The following is a 23,495-nucleotide window of genomic DNA, read 5'->3' on the forward strand; positions in this document are numbered from 1 at the left end:
GATACTCGCAATTTATATTGATTTAGCTCTAGCTCAGCACACAATAGAAAAACGCGTAGATATGTGGCAGCGCATTATTGGCCGCGAGTTAGCGCAGGTGTTGGTTGCTGTTGAGAATAATCAAATTGTCGGTTTTATTTGTTTCGGCCAACCGAAAAATTATAAAAATACACAATTCTACGAGCTAAGTTCTATCTACCTAAAACCGAGTCATTTTAACTTGGGTGTCGGCAGTCAACTTTATGCGGAATGCGAAAAAATAATGACGTTAGCAAAAGCCAAACGCATCACTTTGTGGGTGTTAGATGGCAATCAACAAGCGTTAAACTTCTACCAGAAAATGGGGTTTGTCGCCACAGGCGAGATCAATAAAGAACGAGCTGATGATATTGTGCTGCAAGATTTGCAGTTGGCTAAACAACTTTGTTAACTTTTATAGAGGCCTATAGTTATAGGCCTCAAAACATTGTTAATAAGCACTGCCGCTAGCTACACACCCCGTAACGCACCGTCTTGCCATAAATACAAACGTTGTGCCGCACCGCGTTTAATGCTTAATATAACGCCAACTGTATTGTCACTTTTATCTTTAACCGCTTCCATCATAATGCGCGCTTTGCTCAAGCTAAACTGCTCTTTGTCCACCCGCCAATCTTGACCATTGGTACTTGTAGCAGTTGCAAACACACTATTTCCTTTAGCATCTTTGTAAACAACAACAGCATTATTGCTTTGTTTAGAGTCACCCAAAGTTTCTAGGCTTACAATTTTGTTAATTTCCTTGTTGTTAGCGTCACGCAAAGTCCGTTTACTCGTACCAGGCATTGGCTGACTATGCACCCACTGGCCATTGTTGTAAGACACCATACGCATTTCACGATAGTCTTTAGTGCGTGCTTGATACGCCACAGCAGGCCTACCATCTTCTAAGATAAGTGGGTCTGTACCAAATGGCGTTTCTTCTCTTTGGGTTGAATCAAACGCAAGCGTTTTTGCATTCGCAATATCTAGCGTGATAGGTATAGGTAACTTTTCCCCTTGCGCGTTATAAAAATCACCGGTTGTAGTATCTAGCTTCATGTAATACACGTTCACGCGCGAATAAGTAGTTTTGTCGTGATATTCAAGGAAGTTACATTCATGCCATAAAGAGCTAATGGCAATTTCAGTGTCTGAAACACGCAGAGGTTTAATGTAAAAGGTGTCTACATTAATTGGATTGTGTGGCTGGGGTACTGGCCAAGTAAAAATCACAGGCGCTTCAAACTTGCTCTGTCCTGCTGGCATTTTGTAATAAACCCAAGGTGATTTATGCGTGCCAGCACGGGTGAATAAATAAATATCACCATTGGCCATTTTTTCACTGGCTGTGTACGAAGCATATGGAGTAATGTCATTCACATACACAAACTTGCTAATGTCATATGGCTTTTCTGACATTACATGCAACATTCGGCCGCCGGCATGCGGGGTATCAATAGACATTGGGTTTAAACCGTCTTCACGCTCTCCCCCATGGCCACCATAAATAAGATGCAAATGCCCTTTGCTGTCTATTTCGATAATTGGTCGACCATGACTATCAATTTTTCTGTCACCCTTAGATAAGGTACTTTCAGCCGCTTTATATGGACCCTCCCACTGCTTGGTCACCATATCAAAGCTAGCAATATAAGGGTCAGTTAACTTACCTTGGTAAGTTATATAAATTTTATTGCCAACCACATCGTGCCAACCTGCGTGCGGATTACCCGGTAAATTTTCAGAAAAATAGTCCGCTGGTAATGCAGGTAATCTATCTGGTACAGGCTTTTTCGGCCCGAGTTGCTCTGGCGGCATTTCATAAATATCGTGAAAGCCTTTACCTTTTTTGTAAGCATCGTAAATTGGTTGATACTCAGGATATTGTCCATACAAGTATTGGTCGATGCGCCAGCGCCAGTATTCGGCACTTTCACTATCACCAGGTTTAACCTGAGCTTGTAAGGTCGCAAAAACTTTATCTTTGACCGAATGTTTAGCAATTAATGCGCTGCGTTTAGCCAAAAACTCTTGTTCGCTTAAATCTGCTGAAGTCATTTCAGAATTAGAAGATGAGCATGCGTTTAAAAGTAAAGCTGAACTGCCAATCACAACAGCCAATGCCGTTTTCTTAAGCACTAACATTGAGTTGACTGTATTTCGTTTTATCAATTTCATAAAGATACCTATGGTGTAAACCACTTAAACCGATTCTTGATATGTCAATAATGGTTATTTACATAATAGCTAATTTTAGCTGATAATTTTCATTTTCCACTATAAAATGTCAAAATCAATCAAATTAATACCAAAAAAACATAGCCGACCATAAAAAACTAGTACAAATACCAACAATTAGGCTGGTATCAACGTCAACAGAATATGCATTTAGTTGGTAAAGGTACTTAAGGTATAGCAACAAAAATCTACCACTGAGGTCTAAAATGAGCTTAAAACGAACAACGAAATGTGCTTGGCTGGTGCTATTGGCAGGTGTTACTTCAAGCAGCCTAGCAACACAACTTTCACCAGAGGCATTCAAGCAACCTGCAAAAAATTACCTTCCTAAAACTTGGATGCATGCGATGAACGGCAATATGAGCAAACCAGGTTTTAGTGGCGACTTTAAAGCGATGAAAGATGCAGGTATTGGCGGTGCTATTTTCTTTCATGTGCATCGTCGCAATAAACCTTACTCTTCGCGTGGACCTGTGCGTTTTGGTACAGATGAGTTTTTTGACCATTTGGTGCATGCGGCGGCTGCAGCAGACAAAAACGATATTGAATTTGGTGTACACAATGCCGATGGCTGGACATCAAGTGGTGGCCCTTGGATTACACCTGAAATGTCAATGAAGCGTATTACTTGGTCAGAATTAGCAGTTGAAGGCGGTAAAAATGTTATTCCACCACAACCCGGTTATTATGAGGGCTTTTATCGCGACGTTGCTGTCATTGCTCTACCTGCCAATAAATACAACCAGAGTAATGCGTTTGCTAATGCAAAAATTACCAGCTCAAACCCAAACTTAGATACTTCCGTATTAACCGATAACGACTGGGACACAGAGTTTAAATTTACAGACCAACAAGATTCAAGTAGCTGGGATAGCAAACCAACTTCCGACAACAATAAAGCACACCCGTATTGGTTACAAATAGAAGTTGAACACGCAACAACACTACGCAGTTTGCATATTGAAACGCCAAACCGTCACGGTGATGCATTGCTGCAAATATCAGACGATGGTGTTAATTTTAAAACGGTTGTAAATAAGCTCAGACGCCCTCGCCCAGGCGCTAGGTTATGGGCGTTTAGTCCTCAGTTGGTGAGCGCTCAACAAGACGGTTTTACCGCAAAATATTTCCGCTTAGTATTCGATAACCCCATCACAATTAAGCGCTTCGATTTATGGTCAATTCCTCGATTTGACAACTGGTTTTCAATGAACTCAATGGAGCGCGGTAAATTGAGTTTAACCCCAACTTTAGCAGCAGATGCCATTACCAAAGCGAGCGATGTTATCGTTTTAAACCGCGGCGAATTACCAAAAGAAGGAGTTGCATTACCCGAAGGCAACTGGCGAGTATTACGTTTTGGTTATACCAGTACCGGCGCCTATAACGTGCCTGCAACAGTGGAAGGTGAAGGTTTAGAAGTGGATAAATTTGATGCCAAAGCATTACGTTTTCACTTTGAGCAGTACGTTGGCAAGCTAGTGGATAAAGCTAAGGCTAAAGGCATTAAATCATTGAAGACAACTGAAATCGACAGTTATGAAGTTGGTGGTCAAAACTGGACGCAAAACATTGACCAAAGTTTTAAAGCCAAATTCGACTACGACTTTATCCCTTGGTTACCCCTAATGACAGGTCGGGTAATTGAATCGCCAGAACATACTGGCGGTATTTTGCAAGAATTTCGCCAGCACCTATCTGACTTAATGGTGGAAAACTATTTTGGTGAGTTTACTCGTATCTCAAACGAATATGGCTTAGAGGCTTATATCGAACCTTATGGTTGGGGGCCATTTGATGAATTGGCATCAGGTGGTAAAGCAGACAGGTTAATGGGTGAATTTTGGGTTAAATCGCCATTTGGCAAGAATAAAAAATATCACGGCCGCACCAGTGCTGCGATTTCATCTGGCCATATCTATGGTAAAAAAATTATCTCAGCCGAGTCCTTCACCTCAATCAATGTCGTTCATTGGTCTGGACACCCCTATTATTATAAACACCATGGCGACCACATGTGGACACGCGGCATCAATGAAACCATGTTCCACCGCTTTGCCCATCAGCCAAACAACCATATAAAACCTGGCATGACTATGGATTCGATTGGTTCACACTTCGATCGAACCCAAACTTGGTGGTACAACGGTGGTGCAGAATGGTTTAAATATTTAGCACGCGGTTCATATTTATTGCAGCAAGGCGTGCCAGATGCCGACCTTTTGGTACATGTGGGCGATGCAGCACCGGTACGAGGCGGTAGCTCTGTTCAAGTACCTGCTGGTTTTAAATATGACTTAGTCAATAGCGATGTATTACTGAATCGCATGAGCGTTAGAGATGGTTATTTGGTTTTACCTGAGGGTACTCGCTATCGTGCTTTGTATCTAAACAAAACCGACTATATGCATTTTAAAACGCTAGAACGCATCGCAGAGTTAGTCGCTGCTGGCGCAACTGTAATTGGGGAAAAGCCGCAAAAAGTGATTGGTTATAGCGAGTGGCCGCAACAAGCAGAATTTAGCCGCATAGCCAATCAGCTTTGGGGCAATGAAAGCGACTCGATTATTACTTATGAAAAGGGTGTAGTGAGTAGTTATAACCTAGTTAATTCTATTAATAAGCTTGGTTTTCAGCCAGATCTCATCATAGATGGGCAGCCGATGGAACACTTTGCCAAACGACGTATTGGCGAAAATACCTTGTATTTTTTCCACAACGAATTTCCAGAGTTAAAACAAGTTAATCTTGATGTTCGAGATGGTGATGGTCAGCCCGAAATTTGGAATATAGATGATGGGAGCATTGAAAAAATCAGTCAATTTAGCCGTGAAGGTACTAGGTTAAAAACTTCACTGACACTCGAGCCACACGCAAGCCGTTTTGTTCTTATTCGCCGCGACAACAGTAAAGTGGATTATACGAGTACACATTCAACCTTAGTTAATCACATATATAGCCAAACGGCTAACAAATCACAAACTTTAACGGGCAATTGGGCTGTTGAATTTGATAGGCAATGGGCAGGGCCAGGCAAAACTATATTTACTGGTTTGACTGATTGGGTAAATCATAGTGATGAAGGCATCAAGTATTATTCTGGCACAGCTGTGTATAGCAAACCTTTTAATGTCTCGGCTGACGATATCGCTTCGTCCAGGCACATCTATTTAGATTTAGGCGACGTGCAACAAATTGCCGAAGTCAGTATTAATGGTATAGTCTTAAAAACCTTGTGGAAGCCACCGTTTGCGCTGGATATAAAACCGGCTGTTCAAGCTGGTTTTAATGAGCTACAAGTAAAAGTTACCAATACTTGGGTCAATCGCTTAATTGGTGATGAGGCTCTACCAGATACCAGTGGCTATAAGATGACAGGTGATACTGTGCCATGGCTAAATGCCAATCAAAAACCGCCCAAAAGCCAAAGAGTCACCTTTACTGGCTACAACTTCTTTAAAAAAGAATCAGCCAAGAAATTACAAAGTTCAGGTTTGCTCGGCCCTGTTCGACTGATTAACTTTTAAGCCTAGTCCCCTTCGAATAACTACCGTTGTTTCTGCGGTAGTTATTCGGTATATTGAATAAACGTTATCGAATTTGAACTTTTTTGTTTTAATATGGTATTTAAAGCTGTTTAAGTGACGTTTATTTGCCATGAATTATCAACATAGGTTAGCCCTTGCGTTCAACTAAACCATTAAACACTCAGCGGATCGAGCCTAACACTATGGAAGCGTTTCGATCTTCTCAATTTGGTCAATTATTTGAAGCAGATAAAAACCGCCTATACGCTTATATTTATGCTTTTGTTTCTAGTCAAAGTGTAGCCGACGACATCTTTCAAGAAACCTGTTTAACCCTTTGGCAAGAGTTTGACAAGTTTGAGTTGGGCAGCAACTTTTCAAAATGGGCCAATGTAATTGCATTTAATCGCGTGCGGCATTATCGGCAATCGCAAAAAAAGTATCAGCTGGGTTTAAGTGATGACTTTTTACAGGAATTTAGCCAAAACGTCGCAATTATCGAAAGCCAAGTGGGTTCACAAGAACAAAAATGGCGGATGCTAGAACACTGTTGTTCATTGTTGCCCGAACCATTAAAAAACATTTATCATAAATTCTATGTCGAAAATTTAACAGCACAAGAGTTAGCCGACATAACGGGCAGGTCAATTCACGCCATTCGAAAGTCTGTATTTAAACTGCGTAAAAAATTGTTTGATTGTGTGGAGAACAAAAGTCGAGAGGCCTCATCATGAACCGTACCGATCAATTTTCCGAGGTCAGAGAAATAGCAGATGCTGTTTGTTCCGATGTTGCAACACAAGAACAGCTAGAAAAACTCGAGCGACTGCTGTCGGGTGACTTTGCTGCGCAAGAATTTTATTACGATTACATAAACATGCATGCGCAACTAAAAAAGCCAACGGCAAATAATATGGAAATTATTTATCGACGCATGACCGAAGAATTTGTTATACGCCAGCAAAGCGACTCAGCAAACGATAAAAATGATTACCTAGACCAGCCAACCGATTACAAACGACCTCGAATAACTCAAAAAGTTATTGTGATCGCACTATTAGTTTTGACCTGTGTAATATTGAGTATTTGGTGGTTTACTACCCGAACAGGGCCTACTCATATTGCCCAAGTGATAAAAGGGACAATAGCGCCGCAGGGAACTCAAGCAAAGTTAGATGGAGAATACTTATTTACCGGTGATTACAAAACAGAGCACGGCGCAACCCTCCAGCTAGAAGATGGTAGTTTAATTAAACTAGCACCTCACTCAATCATAAAATTGTTTAATCACAATGAGGTACGACTCAAACGCGGAAAACTTGAACTTGAACCTGGTTCGGCCAAGAATATTATCGTCCACAGTAAAAAAACCATAATGACACCAAATGGTAGTCGCCTGACCTACGATTTAACCCATAATCTGCCACGACTGATCACAGGCAAAGAAACCCGAATTATGCCGTTGCGCTGGCGCCCTACGCATTATTGGGGATTTAACGGGACAGGTGATCGAGTGACTGATTTAACCGGTAATTCACACGGTATCCCAACTGAAGGTGCCGATAGAATTGTCGGTGAAGTCGGTAATGGTGCTTTTAGGTTTAACTCAGGGAGCAATGCTAGAATTGAAGTTGGCAGCGGTGGGGGTACTGTGCTTGGCACTGGTTCGTTTGCAGTAACCGATGGTGTTACTATTGAAGCGCTGATCAAACCGAGTTTTTCTGGCCAAATAGGTGATATAGATACTATCTTTCGAAAAGATCATGATGATGGCGAACATAAAATATTACTAAGCTTTCAACATGGTGTGGGCAAAAGTTCTCTCAAACCACAAGGAGATTTGAAGCAAAACCTGAGTTTTGGTTTATTCATTCTGGGTCAGGGTTACCATGAACTAAATGTAGCTCTAGATGGGGAAAATGGCCGCCCAAGCCTAGCGGATTTAACCGATGGCCAATATCATCACATAGCAGCTACTTACAATACGTACACTGGTTTAAAAGCAATTTACATTGACGGAAAACGACATGCTTTTTATCAATACCCAGCAGGCTCAAAGGTATTATCTGGTGGGCCAGGAACCGCAACTATAGGTAATAATCCGTCTAAGGATAAATGGCACAAAGAAGTGTTTTCTGGCGCAATTGATGAGGTAGCCTTTTACGATTTTGCTCTGCCTGAATTTATGGTGCAACAGCACTTTCAAACCAGCCAGCAAGGTCTAAACTATTATGGCTTGCCTGCAAACGATCAACCATTGCCGTTTAGACCTAAACTCCAATTGCCAGAATATATAACGCTTGAGTTAGACTACATAACTGGTTTACCCAAAAGGGTTATTGAGGATTGAGGACTAAAGCTTCTGACTTAACCCGCTTTATTGGGCCGTTATCCCCTAACAAATACACTTTCTGCCATTGTGTGCCTTTTTCTCGCGCGGCCACCAATATACGTGCATCTGGATGAGCATCCTGAATAAGCGAGCTCACTGACCAACTGACGCCATTTATGCGCAATAGCTCGTGTCCTTTGCTAAAACTTTGTCCACCATTTTGGCTATGAAAATCAGCGACAACCGCATCGTTATTTTTTTCTTGGTAAGCAAGGGTGAACTTAACTTTGTTGTTCGACTCAATCACAAAGTCACCTTCTGAACCACGGTTTTGGGATAACTGGTTGTTTACTTGATGACCGCCAATCCAGGCTTTGCCAGTCCAACTATAATAACGAGTTTGTTTTGCCCCACCCCAAGGTTGACCAGTATCTTTACCTACATTTATCGACAAGTGCGGATAACCATTAGGCGCTAAATGCGCTGTGCCATTGAATGTCCACATATCATCACCACCAGTACGCGCCACTAAGGTTTTTTCATCTGCAATTTGCCGGGTAACTGGTATGCTCAAAGGTTCTGATTTGACGTTACGCCATGAATTGTTTTTAGTATCAAAAACCATGTAATACAAATCATGTCGCTCTGGAATATGCCCACGTGGATGGCCATTCCAACAATAGTGATAATCGTACCCCATGATAATGTCGTCGTTTTGCCCACGCGTTGCCCAAACATACCAGCTATCGTGCATATCTCTTTCTTCATGAGGTTTATGCTTTAAAAACGAAACAGGCTCGGCAAACGTGCGGCCATGATCAGTCGATTTTTGGTAAACCCAATCACTACGATGCGCACCATGACGGTAGATTAAGTAGATATCGCCATTGTCCATCTTTAGCGCTTGATTGTATGTGCCAAATACTGAAATATTTTTCAACTCTTGCCATTCACTGATGTCACCGGGGCGCTTAGACACCACATGTTTGTTTCGGCCTGAATTGTAATTTCCCAGCAAATTTTCGCCATGCTCTCGACTACCGCCATGGCCTCCGAAAAACACATGAATATAACCTAGGTCGTCAATTAACATGGTTGGTTTACCGTGACTATCAGGCTTTTTCCGCTTTGACTTTAATCGCCCCAGATCGCTTTCTCCAGCTTGATACGGGCCTTGCCATTGCTTAGTGTTATGGTTGTAAGCCGCAACATACGGGTCTGTTAAAGGTCCTTGATAGGAGACATAGGTAATACCATCTTTGTGTATACCAGCTGGGTGCTGAACTACCGCAACAGGTGTGCCAAGTGCATTGTCGGCAAAATACTCAACCATCTCCACTTCTTCGATTACCGGCGCCTGTTGGATGCTTTTGCAGCCGATTAACATGGAAAATATAGCAACCGTGAATAATGGAACAACGTGTTTGATTAGCTTTTTCATATCAGAGCCTTGTTGACGTGAATAATTAACTACTTTTATAAGAAAAGCCTTAATGCTGCCAAGTTGCTACCCAAAACAAATAAAAAAAGCTCGCTAGTTACAGCGAGCTTTATATTAGAGCGTGTTGAACTTTTTGGTATAAATTTTGTTCAAATTGCTGCAAAAATATACCACAAAGATCAACACGCTCTAGGCTATCAAAAGTCTTTTTAGGTTAATTAATGCCTAAATCGATAATTTGCAAATACAATGGTAATGAGCTGCCTTCGCCTCTTTCCATTAAATAATAATACGCCTTACCGTTTTTAATATGAATTGTACCGTGGTCAAATTGGGTACCGCCTTTTTGCTGATACATAGGTACAAAATCATTGGTACCGCCTTTGGCTTTTTCTACGTATGGATAACCGTTTTTCAAACCAATGATAAAAATATCATCGCCAGCTGTATATATTGAGTCACCACCGGTGAAGTCGGTCGAAATTTTAAACTCACTCGCACCAGCGGGTTTGTAGGCATGAATAGCGACTTCTTCATAATCAGGGCGCTTTCTGTCAGTCGAACGAGCTTTACTAATAATGTGAATGTCTTCGTTTTCCGTGACAGTCCAGTCAAACCCACCAACAATATACACAGAATTCGGCTCTTGGTGCGTCATATAATCGCCTGGCTCAAACACTTTTATTTCATCAGAGTTCACCAAAGGCCAAGTCATAGGTTCACCTTTATGGTTTTTCCACTCGCCCATGCCATCAGGATGATCAGAGTATGCGTAATACACACCGTTTTGATATTTGTACCTGTCGTTATTGTCGGCACTACGCTGTTGAAAGCTCACTCTAAGTTTGCCATTTAGGTACTTCATGTAGCCGTACAAGCCCCAGTTATATGGGTGCCCATGAGTTTTTTGATCTTTGTGATTAAACGGAGTAAAGCGAGTCCATTTTTGCTTTTCTGCATCGTATTTATTGAAATAATAAGCGCCGTTATTATTGCCCCCCCAGCGCATATAGTGGATTAATGTGCCATCAGTTGTGGTATAAAATTTTGGATAAGTTAAAGCGACAAAATTATCTTTATCGGCTAAATCACCCGTCATGGTTAGGTGTTTATAGTCGTCAGGCCCTTCGCTCACTTCGCTGGTATCTTTTACAAATTGCGCTAATGTGAATTCTTCGTCACTCACGTCTGCAGCGCCTGGAACTGAATATGAATAACGGAAAAAGTCGTTAACAAAACGTCCTTTAAAACGGCCATTTTCATCATCATCCCGATAGGCGTGCATATCGTAAACCATATGAATAGTGCCATTTAACGGGCTAACGGCTAACCCTATCGTATTGTGCGATTCTCCAACTAGAGGGTCTCCACGAAACCCGGTATGTTGATGCGGAAACTCAATGGTTTTAACCTTGCCTGTTTTAGTATTTAAACGCGACAACATCACATTACGATTGTCTTTGCCGCCTTTATACCAAGTCATAAATACATAGTGCTTGTATGGTTTTACCGCATCGCCATGCGCCGAAATATTTTTACCAAAGAAGTAATCATACTCTGGGCCTTTTGATGGATTTTCAAACGTTTTATGATTCAGCTTTTTACCATCAAAATGCAAAGCACCATCGGTAATTTTAGTTTGGCTTTCTAAAACGACCAAGCCCGCTTGATTGTTTTCAAGAGTAGCAGTTGGTGGCGTATTGTTGGTTGCAGAGCAAGCAGTTAATACAGTAATTGCAACCAAACTCTTGAGTGATGATAAGCATGCTACTTTGAGCTTGGATTGTTTAAATTTTTGCATCGAGTTTTGCTTCCAGTTTTATCAAATAGGGACAATGACATGCTTACTCACGCAAACACGCATAAGTAAGCAAATTCAATCATCCGTTTAATATAGACGAAAATATTAATTATTCAACTAAGCTGGTCGCATCAAGCTGATAATGGTAATCAGCTTGACCGGTAAAAAAACACTACTCAATTACAACTAACTGATAGTGAGACCATCACGTTGCGCCGTAGTTAAGGCTTTTTACCTCACCATTGGAAATACTTGGCATAGAACCAAAACCAAAATCTCCTTTTCTAGAAAACCAAGGGGAAAGCAACAAAGCAATGGAATTACTCGTGTGCAATAGGAACAAACTCAGCTCTAAATGTCTAATCTCAGAACTGTGGTGCATAGGTTAAAATCTCGACAGGTGTCAATTTATCATTGCCATGTAAGCCACTTGGGAGGATTTTCACCCCCAACATCAACTGAGCTATAGTGAATTTTGGTAAAGCCAAATTAGCAAATGATGGCTCAACTCCACCGCCAGTAATTTGCTTCCATTTCCATGCCTTTGGGTTGGAGAAATAGGGCACTACAAAGTCAAAAGCAGTTCTTAAACTAACGCCGTCAGGGCGCGTGTAATTCCACAAATCATTGCTGGTATGACGACGACTTAAGTCAGTAATGCGAGCAAAGGCCCAAAGGTTATTCACTGTGTAATTCACGGATTTGGTCCGAGATAATTCTGCAGGCTGGCGGCCATTAGAGTCAATTTGTGAATCTATGCGCGATTTTGCAACATTGATTTGTGCATTTGCATCGTTCAATTTACCCAAATATAACTGCAGGCTAAGAGCTTGATAGTCGTAGTTAGTCCCATGGTTATTACCCCGAGTACTTTCTCTGATGCCTAATTCACTGGTGGTTAACCAAGTATAATAATCACTAAACCAATCTTGCATGCGTTGTTTGGCCCGTTCATCCCACATATTGTGCTTTTCTATTAATTGCACAGCGGTAATCACTTGGCCAATATCTGTAAAATCTATCACAGCAAAGTTAGAGCCATCACTTTTGCCAGGTATTGCTTTGCCGTAGTTTAAATTGGGATTCATTCTAGTCGCTTTATCAACAAACCAAGTTTGGACAATTTCTCGTACCTTTTGCAAATAATCAGTTTTGCCAGACATATAAAAGGCAAGATTTAGTATTTCGAGTGACTTGAGCATGTTTTTTCTGCGTGACCAGTCGGTTGCAGGTCCAGAGCTATCTCGATTGAACTCTCCGTCTCGGTAAACCCAAGGCAAGCCATCAGGTTTAGTTGGATCAGGCCAATAATAGGCTCCAATAGTATGGTAGTCATGAATATCACCACTTGCAGCAATTAAGGTTTTGTTGGTGACTGGATCAACCGCTTTAACCAACTCAATATCTGCGAGCTTAATTAGCGCATTATATGCAGCAACATATAGAGGGTTTCCGGCTTCAATTGCGGTTTTAGCTATATTGAGTCGTTCTTCATCTATACAAATTAAACTATCAGCGCCGCTATTTGGACTATCGGATTCGCTTACCTTGTATTGAACAGCACTGTTTTTATACGTCGACAAATTAGTGCCTGTTATGGTTTTAACAGAACCGAGGTCATTCACCACGCTAGCATTAGAGCCCTCAGCGCTCCAACGCGAAGTATCGCGTGTATCTCGGTCTAATAAATTTTTTGCAATGTTTAGAGTCTGCTGCGGTTGAATGAATTCAATAGTATAAGGAGTTGCTTGTTGTGTGCTAGCACTAGTAGAAAGCAAAACGCCAGTGGCAAGTAAGTTTAAAGTAAAAGTGTTGTACTTTTGTTTGGTCATAAACCCCCCAGAAAATCTAGTTTTGTATATTTGTAGTGGATAAGGGCATGTTTTTACTTGCCTATTGGGAATAGCGAGCAAATGCAAAAAGTGCTACCCCTTGTTAAACAAAATACGACTTAGTTAACCTGAACTCTGGATAACAAGTTAGCTACCTCATTGTTATTATTAGTTAAGTTTGTCTATGGTCATTCTAGAGAGATAGTTATTCTTAGAACAAGGCGAATTTGCGTACGTAATAGCTGGCTATTACTAGCGAATGCAACGCAGTTATAAGGATAAATAGCCTCTAGAAAGCAAGTTGTTATCCAGAGTTGAGGTTAGTTACACAGCTAAAACTCGTTCAGATGCGTTTTTAGCGCTATTTGGGGTAGCAATTATTTAACTAACTCGCTTTTGTTAATAGTTATCGTTTTTCAACACATCGTATTAAAAGTGGAAGTATTATGAAAAAACAAAGTTTAGTTCAGATGCTCGTTTCAACCATATTGATTGCAGGCTGTTCGCAGCAGCAACCAACTGAAATACAGCCAAAACAACCATCGTCTGTGAGCACTTTTTCTGTAGAGCAAGCACGCGAAAATTTAACTTTTGCTAAAGATCAATATTTGAAAATGATCGAGCACGTCGAAAATAAACGGCATCAGTACAACCGCCCTGCATGCGAACAAGATCCAACTATGATTTGTATCCCTAGGTCGCAAGAGCACGGCGGTATATTTATGGAAAAATACGCTAAATGGACCAATGGCTTTTTTCCAGGATTAATGTGGAAGCTATTGGCGAATAAACAAGAGATAGAATGGAACGAAGGAGAAGAGCAAAAGCTATATCAAAGTGCTAAGTATTTTCAGCAAGCGTTGGAAAACGATGCGAGTCTCGCCTCAACTCATGATCTAGGTTTTATGCTATATGATTCATACGGTGAAGCGCTACATTACGAAGGTTTAGACTCAACTACTCGGCAAAAATATATTCAATTACTTGATACTGGCCGTGCGACCTTAGCAACACGATTCAGCGATCAAGAAGGTGTGATTAAGTCGTGGGACTTTGAGCCGCATATGAAGCTAACCACCATGGAAAACGGTGAGCAAAAAGTCGGCTTTTATTCACTGTCTGACCCATGGACTTTCCCTGTTATTATCGACAATATGATGAACCTGGAGTACTTATTCGATAGTGATGTTGAAAGATATCACCACATTGGATTTAGCCATGCTGAGCAAACCATGGTGAACCATTATTTTTATGATGAAGCCGACACAGCGAAACAATACCCATTGTCATACCATGTTTTTGACTATGGCGAAAACAAACCAGGCAACTGGCAAGGTTTAGGTAATGTATCGGCTTGGGCGCGCGGTCAAGGTTGGTCGTTATATGGATATTTAACTGTAGTTGAAGCTATGCAGCGCGCTAGAACCGATTTAAGCAACTATCCCGATTTTACCGCCCACTTGCATAGATTATTAGCATCGGTTGAACATTTGCTCGGTGATCAATATGTCCCTTATTGGGATTTTTGGGCAGCCCGCGATAACGCTTATGAATACGCAGAAAATAAATCTCCAGAAACAGCCGTTTATTCAGGTATTTTAGAGTTATGTGCTAAACGTTTAGAGGAGCATATCACCCCCTATAAAGGTTATCGACCACAGGTGCTGGAAGCTTCAATGTTATCTGAAGAATCACGCAATCGCCTAGCAGGTAAGAAAAACTGGTACGGTGAAGAGGTAATACAAGGTGATAAATTGGTACCTTGCGGCTCAAAACCTTATCCAGCTAGCCATCAAAAAATACCTAGAGATACCTCGGCATCAGCATTGTTTGCTTCAGCGTTCTACCGCTTTGCAACTATCACTAAGGACGTTGAATTACGTCAAAGATACGCAAAGTTAGCAGACAATATTATGTTGGAGCTCACGCAAAACTACCGAACTGACCGCAATACAAACCGAGAAATCAGCCAAGATCTAGGTTTTGTTTTAGCCGAAGCAACCGGCAATATGGGCAGCGCAGGTGAAATTGATACGCCAATTGTTTATGGTGATTTCTATTTTGTCGAAGCCAACATTCGCAAAATAGCGTACGAATTAAGCCGATAAACCCAAATAGCGCCACGTCGTGGCGCTAATGATTCCACACTAGCAACAACCAACTAACGCAGTTCCCTCCGACCACAATTTAACAAAAAAAACCATTTTAAATCACATTTTGTCAAAAAAGGGGTACTAATTTGCATTTCGTCTTGCTGTTCTTATTGAAGCACTTGCTTCTTAGTACAGAAAAATTCCATATATGGGGAAATAACTTGTAATGAATAAGAACACAAACAATCAAAAACAACATAGCGTTGGCAAATCGCTATTAGTTGGAGGGTCGGCTAGCTTGCTGATGTCGCTTTTCACGCCATCAGTATTGGCGGCAGAAGTCAGTTCAGTACTAAATGCCAACAACAATGAAAGTGAAGAAGTAGAAACAATTGAAGTGACTGGTGTACGTGGCTCTTTAGAATCGGCATTGCTAGAAAAACGCGAAGCACTATCAATTGTGGATGCTATTTCAGCTAAAGATATGGACTCCTTGCCAGCACTTGATTTAGGTGAAGCAATGCAATCTATCCCGGGTGTGCAGTTAAATACGGATGACTCAGGTCGCAATTCACATATCACTTTGCGTGGTCTACCGGGCGGTTATGCAAAAGTCATTGCTGAAGGGCAATCTTTTGCAATACCCAGCCGTAGCCGCGGTGTGGTTGGCGCATCTAATCCATTTGGTGCATTTGAAGCCAGCGTATTTGATGGAGTCACCGTCATTAAAGCAACTACGGCTGATTTACAAGAAGGTGGTATGGCCGGTGTGGTAAATAAAAAGCTACAACGTGCGCTGGGTTCAAAAGACGGTAAATATTCAGTTGGCATTGGTGGCCGCTATGAAGAGTTGACAGATGACTGGAACACAACCTTTAAGCTATCCGCATCAAAGCACATTATTAAAGACAAACTCGCAGTTGCGATAAAAATGGCTGGTTCAAAGCAAGTTTTCCGTAGCGACACCGCCAACTTTACCGAATATGTCGCGTTAAATTCATTAAGCAACAATCAAACTGTCTACAATGGATTAATTTCACCAGAAGACCTAGAAGCCTATAAAGCAGAACATGGCATTAACGAGCCACTTTCTGTTGTCAAAGCAATTGGTAAAGCGCATCAGGTCACAGTCAATAACCGAGGCAGACGGTTTTCAACAACAGGCAACATTGAGTGGAAGCCAACGGATGAGCTAAAGCTAGGTGCGAACTTTCTTTATACAATAAAGAACATGGACGACAGCAATATGGAAGATGTGTTGTTTCAAGTAGATAGAGGCTCACAGCTAGATACACAAAGGCTAACGCCATTAAGTGCACCTATTCGCTTAGACGATATTGCCAACCCAGATTACAATTCCGAAACAGATAATCCGGATATGGCTACGATTCCTGTCTATGCGGTTACTCACTCAAAAATGACCAATGTGTCTTATAAACCATCTAACCGATTACAAACATCAAAAGATGAAGCCAAAGGGATATTTTTATACGCTGACTATGTCAAAGATGATTGGAAACTAGATGCAACTGTCACCAGATCAAGTTCTGTGAGTGAAGCGTCACAAGAAGGCATAGATCTGCGCTTATCCAACAAAACCAATAATAGATATCAAGACTTAGATGACGGTCAGAGATATACCTATGCAGTGACTGGTATTAATGGGGAAGTCAATACTGGACGCGGCAATTTAAAAAATGCATTTGCAACCGTTGAGGGATTTGAAGACTATCACTACGCCGATGTAAATGGCATTTTTCAACAAACGGACCCTGCAACTGGCGAACTGATTTATGATCTGGGCGACAATGCGTGGAAGCGCTTTGACAACGGTTGGACGCCCGTTCGGGTGACACGGTTTGGTAGCAACCTAGATCCAAAAATTAATCCTGTTGATTATGATGACTACCCGCAAGATTATTTCTACAACAAAGCTGTTGAAGCACTTCAAAAAGCTAAAGACCCACTGACTGAAGAAAACATAGCCGCTGAATTGGCAGAGCAAAAAGCCGAAATTGGCGGTAAATCACTCGATTTTTACGTCAATGGCCGATACGAGCGTCCTGAACGTGATATGAAATCCTTTGAATTTAATGCTGAACGCTACACTGATATCGGCGGCGATTCATTCTTGCTCACCAGTGTTAAGAGTGGTTTTCGTCATTCACGTGAAACCTTAGAAGCTTATGACCGGAGACTGGGTAGTGGCGGTATCAGTGTAGGTTTGCTCGATGGCAGTGAGTTTTATAAAGATCAGTTAACCTCAGATAGCCAAAATGAATTTTTTAATGGTGACTACCCCAATCACTTTGGTTCAGATGCTGGCTGGCAAGTACTTGACTCTAAAAACCTCAAAGAGATTATTCAAACGGACATGGTCGCTCTAGACGAAAACGGTGAGGTTGATGACAGGTTCAAAAAAATACCTGGACTTGGATTTGCCGAAAAGTTAACCACCTTTGAAGATGGGGCTGTCGTCAATGCAAATTTCCGCCAAAACTTCAGCGCGGACCAAGCAATAAATGCTGTATATTTAATGGGTAAATTTGAAGGTTACCTTGGCGATTTCAGTTATACAGGTAATGCGGGTGTACGTTACGTTGAAACATCAAATGACGTGGTTGGACAAGGCTTTAACATAGATGGTAATGCGGTTGCTATATTAACAGAAACCAATTATACCAACACCTTACCTTCATTTAATCTTGCAGTAGATTTAACCGATGATGTGGTGTTTAGATCGGCGTATTCAAAAGCACTTGTGCGTCCTAACCTGTTGTCGCAAACCCCTAGCCCAGTTAATACCAGTAATGATAATCGAGTCAGACTCGAAAACTCAAAAGCAGAAGTATTACCCTATACGTCAGATAACTACGACCTTTCATTAGCTTGGTACAACCGCGACGGTTCATCTATTTCTGCCGGTTTTTTCTATAAAGAAATTGAAGGAAAAATTGTCAGTGAATCGATTTGTCCTATCGGCAACCATGAACAATGGGGTACGGGCGAACTAGGACGAGACACTGAAGGCAACTGCATTGAGGTAGGCGAATATCAAGCCGAAAATGGTGAAGTCTATTTCAACCGAGACGTCAGTATTAAACATACTTACAACAGTGACATTCCAGTTAAGGTTTATGGTTACGAGCTATCAATTCAACAAAAATTGGATTTCTTAGCATATCCATGGAACGGTTTTGGCGGCAAGCTCAACTTCACCAAAATCGATTTAGATGAAGGTGGCGGCATTCCTATGACCAAAATCGCACCTCATACAGCTAACTTAATCGCCTATTGGGAAAACCATGGTGCCAGCATTCAATTTATCTATAACTGGCAAGACGAAAAGCTCCTGAGTACAGGTACTGAGTCGGGCACATTCTTAGGTACCGAAGCGCGTACACAAACATCAGGGGGGCGTCTTGATATGGCTGCTCGCTACCGATTTAAAGGTAGCCTAAAAGGCCTTTCGCTCAACCTTAAAGCAATCAACCTAAACAACCGTCAAGAATATGAGTTCATAGGTGGTAATGACAAAGCGATTAACCGTATTCGTTACCAGGGGCGCATTATTCAGGCAGGCATAGGTTACAGCTTTTAACTAAAAGGTTTAGCGCTTTGAACAGTTTTAGAAGAATAGAATTAACAGGAAAGACCCAATGAAAAAACAAATATTAGCTATGTCGGTCGCCGCGGCACTAACCGGATGTGACCTTGACAATATGGATGACTTACAAGTCTCAGCTACATTCGCCAATAACTTTACCACTGAAGTTGGTTTTTACGGTACTGAAGGTTATGGTTTTGATGTTGAATTAACCACAGGCCATGGTCAAGCTGAAGGTGAACTTGGCGTATTCGACGTCAACTTTGGCGAAGCTGAACCCAACTACGATATGATCCCTGAAGCCATGTACGGAACTTTCACATTAGAGTATGTTGAATCAGGCTTAGCTAAATGGACATATGACTTAGATGAAACCCACCCAGAAGTGGCGGCGATATTAGATGTTGCCAATGCCTCAATTACTGACAAACTGACCATTACAACATTGGATGGTACAACCCAAGATCTCAACTTTATCATCAAGGGCGTTGACCCAAGTCTACCCGCTGAAATAAAAGGCGCGTTGACCGCGAATGCTTCAATTCGAGAAACCTCAGCATTCGGCGCTGTTACCGTTTATGACCCGAATTTTGGTGAATCAAAATTTCAAATAGGTCCAGTGGATGATGACGGTAATCCAATTGGTATTTTATCTGACAACGGCTATGGCTCTCTCTTTATTGACGAAAATGGTACTTGGGAATTTAAAGTCAATCGCATTGCCAAAAACCCAGAAGATGAAACCCAAACACTTAAAGATATGTTACCTGAAGCTGATAGCCCACCAGTGACAGACACTGTCACCTTAACAACATTAGATGGTACAACCCAAACCATTGACGTTAATATATATGGTGCGGTCCCCAACTTTGCCCCCGAGCTACTCAGTACCACAACTGAAGAAAGTTGGTTTGATATCAATATGGATTTAGCTGGTCTAGAACCACATAAAACCCGTAACGGCAAAATAGTATTTAAAGCCAAAATTACTCAAGATTTATCTAGACAAGCGAGCTTTTCTATTGGTTGTAGCTCTAATTTCCACAACGATGAAAAAAGACGGGTCGCCACTTTCTATATTCAGCCTGATGGTCAATTTGAAATGTGGTCTGGCGAACTTAAAGCTGGCAAAACCTATGACGATAGGGGTATCCCAGGTATTTTTATCACCCCACCCAAATATAAAAAGGTCATTTTTGATCAACGCTTTGTTCCAGGTGAGTGGTCTGAATTTATCATCACATGGGAAGGCGCGAGTTTAACGCAAAAGCCTTTATTAAAAGCCACCCTTGATGGTGAAAGCTTAACCTCGGTACACCCTGCTATCCCGACTGATCCGGATCAAGGTTTTGTTGGCTCAACCCTTGGCGGAAAGCTGCCTGTGCAGTGTGTCAATCAAATGCGCTTTTATGTCAATGCCGATGAAGATGAAGGCGGTTATGGCGCCATGATGGTAGATGATATTCAGTACTACACAGATATAGATGCCGACCCAATATTTGAAGCAGACACTAAAGCCCTTTTAAACGAAAAGTTTGCTAACAGCCAAGCTGGGGATGTCGTGCAAGAAATGACTGTTGAAGGCGCAAATGTCTATGAGGGCTCTACAGAAAATGTGCTAATTGCACGGGATTAAAGCACTGACTTAAAAAGAATTAAAGGTAATACAATGAAATATAAATTATTAACCCTATCGATTGTTGCCGCTCTCACTGGTTGTGGTAGCGATGATCAAAGACCTATTGGTTTTAAAGCAAATACAGCTACGGTTCCAACTTTTACCGGTGAATTTGCAGCAGTCGCAACCAAACATGCTGAAACAGGTAACCCCAGTGGACAGATTATCATTTCGGATGAAACCAAAAATGAATCTCAATTCTATCCATTTAAAGCAACTGGTACTTATGGTGAGTTTTCATTTAGTGCCAGTGGCGAATGGAGCTATACGCTTTGGCAAGGCCATGAATATTCAGCAACACCTGAGCACCCAGCCGTCACAGCATTGGTAAAAGCAGGTTTACCTGACTTGTTTGATTCATTTACTGTAAAAACGGCCGACGGTACAGAAAAACAATTTACCGTTACCATTCGTGGTATTGACGAACCGGCCACCTTTGGTGGTGATATAGCCACCAGATTGGTCCAAAGAGATACAGACCAAGGCAATGCAGAGGGCACTATTACAGTCAATGATGCCAATCCAGCTGAAGCCTATTTTAAGCCCATTCTTGAGCAGCCTAATACAGTGGCAACAGAAATGGCCGATACGGCTAAAATTGTGACCAGTTATGGCGAAGTCATGATTAAAGTACTAGCACCTGTCGAAGCGACCGAAACAGACAAAGCGGAACCAGGCAAAGTTGAATGGACATATGATTTAGATGAAATGAATCAAGAGGTCATCGCATTAGCCGATGCCAGTGAGTCTTTGAATGATACTTTTACGCTAGTCTCAGCCGATGGCACAGAGCAAGAAGTCACTGTGTTAGTTAAGGGCTCTGATCCTGTACCTGCTACCTTTGTTGCAAACAGTCCACTCACCACCAACGAAGATGGGACTTTTTCAACTGTATTAAGCGTCAATGATGCAAACTTGGCTGGTTCATTAAGCATAACAGATCCTAACTACCAAGAAGCAGCATTTAAACCACTAACCGATGCTGAAACAACTTATGGTCGAGTATCAATCGACGCATCCGGTAATTTCGCCTATAACATAGATTACACCAATGATGACGTTAAAAGCATTTTGCTTGATACAGCACAGGATCCACTGCCGACCTTAAATGAGTCGCTCACTTTTGAAGCAATTGACGGGACCTTAGCAAACGTCACTGTCAGCCTTGAAGCTGCACTACTAGAACCTGCGGTCATTAGTGGCTTGCCAGCAGTAGAGGACGGCGTATCAACCTCAGCGGTTAATGCTAACTTGCTTGCAACAGCAGGCAACTTGAACTTAACCGATGCAAATACTTGGCAAGCTTCGTTCATAGCTGACTCCTTTGCAACCACTTACGGTTCGTTTTCGATTAACGAAGCCGGTAGTTGGAGTTACACACTCAGCGATGAATCGGTTGGCCTAATTAACGACGGCACCTTGGTATTACCATTTACGGAGCAAATTAGGGTTTCAGCAAAAGATGGCACTGAAGTTAATTTACCCATTAGCATTACCTCCGTGGAAGGCTTGAACTTTGGTGCACAAATAGCGGGCACAGGATCAGGTACTAAAGTATGGGTGATGAAAATGCCCGATGGAACAGGCGCCGTAGGTAAGGCTGAATTTACCTTGAGAGTACCTGAAAGCAATACTAAAGATGTCAAAGTCCAGTTCCACGGGTCAGAATGGCAAGGGGGCGATGTTAGAAAACATATGCTGTCCATGGCGCTGCAACCTAGATCAAATTCCATCTTTATTTTGGATGGCACTGGCACGAGCACAACTGGCAATAGTGTCAAGCTTGATCAGCCATTAACCATGGGTGAATTGTTGAAGTTTGAATTTAGCTGGGATGGCTCAGTCGATACCTTAGCAGCTAATGGGGATAAGCCTTTAATCACCCTTAAGCTCAATGGCAAACCTGTATCTGGCAGCGAATCTGCTAGCGGCTCTAGCATTGTCGATGGTGTTTTCCCTTCATTCTCAACGGTTGATGTCTCTAAGTTAGATAAAGGGCCAAGATTTTTTGCCATCTGGACTAAAGACGCGCTGCCGGTTGATCTCGATGATTTAATTATTTATTCAGATCTGGCTGGTACAACGGAAATCTTTAGCGAACGTTTTGATGAAGATGGCATTGCTGAAGGTGTTGAAATCACACGCGACTATGTGCATGGTGGATTAACCAAGTCTAACACTGTCGGCGTTGAGTTCCCGCCAGCGGATAAGTTCCTGCGTTTATCGAATAATGAGGAACACTTTGGTGGCACCACACTCGAATTTGCTAAGCAAGAGAAAGGCAGTGTCAGTTTTGATGTCAGAATGAATACAAGCGCGCATTCAGGCTATACAAGCCTATTTGGGGGGACAAGCGGCGGTCAGGGCGACGCTCTGGTCGACTTTGACCTTAACAAGTTCGGCGCTTTTAAAGTCAGAGGCACCACACAAAAACCAGGCTATATCCCTGTTATTCGATACCCTATGGGTGAGTGGTTCCCAATTGAGTTATCTTGGGATGCAACAGGTGACAGCACACCGACCGTAACCATGAAACTTAATGGCAGCTTAGTCACTGAAATTCCAGATTTCACCCTTGATGCTGATGGCGCTTTTGAGTCTAAAAGTACAGCGCCTAATGACATCGCAGAAGGTGTGCATAGAATCGCCTTTAAGTGTGGTTACAATGTTAATGCAGATAAACCTAGTGTCTGTGATTTTGATAATGTCGTTGTAAAAGCAGCCGATGGCTCAACCATTGCGACTGAAGACTTTAATAGTCTTGACGCTGGTGAAGATGTGATTGTTAAAGATGACGTTTTACAAAGTGGTATGAAAACACTGGGGACAATTCGTAACGCAGATATTGTTGAAAAATAACCTTTCCAATACCGCAAAAAAGCAACCTAGCGCGACTTGCTCGCGTTAGGTTAGCAATAAACCCCA

12 protein-coding genes are annotated in these 23,495 nt (G+C 41.9%); 8 read left to right on the forward strand and 4 right to left on the reverse strand.

The features are described 5' to 3' along the window. Nucleotides 1–430, forward strand: a 430-nt coding sequence (locus DS2_RS15340; RefSeq protein WP_200870156.1) for a GNAT family N-acetyltransferase, incomplete at its 5' end; no start/stop codon positions are given. A 59-nt stretch (nt 431–489) separates the two neighbouring features. Here DS2_RS15340 and DS2_RS15345 read toward each other — a convergent pair. Beyond that, nucleotides 490–2,199 (reverse strand): BNR-4 repeat-containing protein, encoded by a 1,710-nt coding sequence (locus DS2_RS15345; protein WP_035015723.1) that lies wholly within the window; start codon nt 2,197–2,199, stop codon nt 490–492. Nucleotides 2,200–2,465: 266 nt separating this feature from the next. Between DS2_RS15345 and DS2_RS15350 the strand changes: the two genes are divergently transcribed. The 3 genes from DS2_RS15350 to DS2_RS15360 all read left to right on the forward strand — a co-directional run bounded on the left by DS2_RS15350 (nt 2,466) and on the right by DS2_RS15360 (nt 8,136). Then, the gene (locus DS2_RS15350) at nt 2,466–5,786 is read left to right on the forward strand and encodes a glycosyl hydrolase (protein ID WP_035015725.1); all 3,321 of its coding nucleotides are present in this window, start codon (nt 2,466–2,468) and stop codon (nt 5,784–5,786) included. Between the two features lie 203 nt (nt 5,787–5,989). Next, nucleotides 5,990–6,520, forward strand: coding sequence for a sigma-70 family RNA polymerase sigma factor (locus tag DS2_RS15355; RefSeq protein ID WP_051479927.1), 531 nt, complete (start codon nt 5,990–5,992; stop codon nt 6,518–6,520). Next, complete coding sequence (locus DS2_RS15360) at nt 6,517–8,136, forward strand: LamG-like jellyroll fold domain-containing protein (protein ID WP_035015728.1); 1,620 nt, start codon at nt 6,517–6,519, stop codon at nt 8,134–8,136. Before DS2_RS15355 ends, DS2_RS15360 begins: the two co-directional genes overlap by 4 nt. Here the strand turns inward: DS2_RS15360 and DS2_RS15365 are convergent. From DS2_RS15365 to DS2_RS15375, 3 genes are all read right to left on the reverse strand, one after another. Then, nucleotides 8,123–9,559 (reverse strand): BNR-4 repeat-containing protein, encoded by a 1,437-nt coding sequence (locus DS2_RS15365; RefSeq protein WP_035015729.1) that lies wholly within the window; start codon nt 9,557–9,559, stop codon nt 8,123–8,125. The genes DS2_RS15360 and DS2_RS15365 overlap by 14 nt on opposite strands. Nucleotides 9,560–9,773: 214 nt before the next feature. Further along, on the reverse strand, nt 9,774–11,360 hold the full coding sequence (locus DS2_RS15370) for a BNR-4 repeat-containing protein (protein WP_235188628.1): 1,587 nt from the start codon (nt 11,358–11,360) through the stop codon (nt 9,774–9,776). A 365-nt stretch (nt 11,361–11,725) separates the two neighbouring features. Beyond that, nucleotides 11,726–13,192, reverse strand: coding sequence for an alginate lyase family protein (locus DS2_RS15375; RefSeq protein WP_035015730.1), 1,467 nt, complete (start codon nt 13,190–13,192; stop codon nt 11,726–11,728). 446 nt (nt 13,193–13,638) lie between these two features. Between DS2_RS15375 and DS2_RS15380 the strand changes: the two genes are divergently transcribed. From DS2_RS15380 to DS2_RS15395, 4 genes are all read left to right on the forward strand, one after another. Next, entirely contained in the window at nt 13,639–15,300 is a 1,662-nt protein-coding gene (locus tag DS2_RS15380; RefSeq protein ID WP_035015731.1) for a hypothetical protein, read from the forward strand. Nucleotides 15,301–15,511: 211 nt separating this feature from the next. Then, a complete protein-coding gene (locus tag DS2_RS15385) occupies nt 15,512–18,886 on the forward strand; it encodes a TonB-dependent receptor (RefSeq protein WP_035015732.1) in 3,375 nt (1,124 codons plus the stop codon). A 58-nt stretch (nt 18,887–18,944) separates the two neighbouring features. Next, on the forward strand, nt 18,945–20,528 hold the full coding sequence (locus tag DS2_RS15390; RefSeq protein ID WP_035015733.1) for a VCBS domain-containing protein: 1,584 nt from the start codon (nt 18,945–18,947) through the stop codon (nt 20,526–20,528). 33 nt (nt 20,529–20,561) lie between these two features. Further along, entirely contained in the window at nt 20,562–23,429 is a 2,868-nt protein-coding gene (locus tag DS2_RS15395; protein ID WP_035015735.1) for a VCBS domain-containing protein, read from the forward strand. Nucleotides 23,430–23,495: the final 66 nt, after the last annotated feature.

It is taken from the genome of Catenovulum agarivorans DS-2 (genome assembly GCF_000568405.1).
GTDB classification, from domain to species: domain Bacteria; phylum Pseudomonadota; class Gammaproteobacteria; order Enterobacterales; family Alteromonadaceae; genus Catenovulum; species Catenovulum agarivorans_A.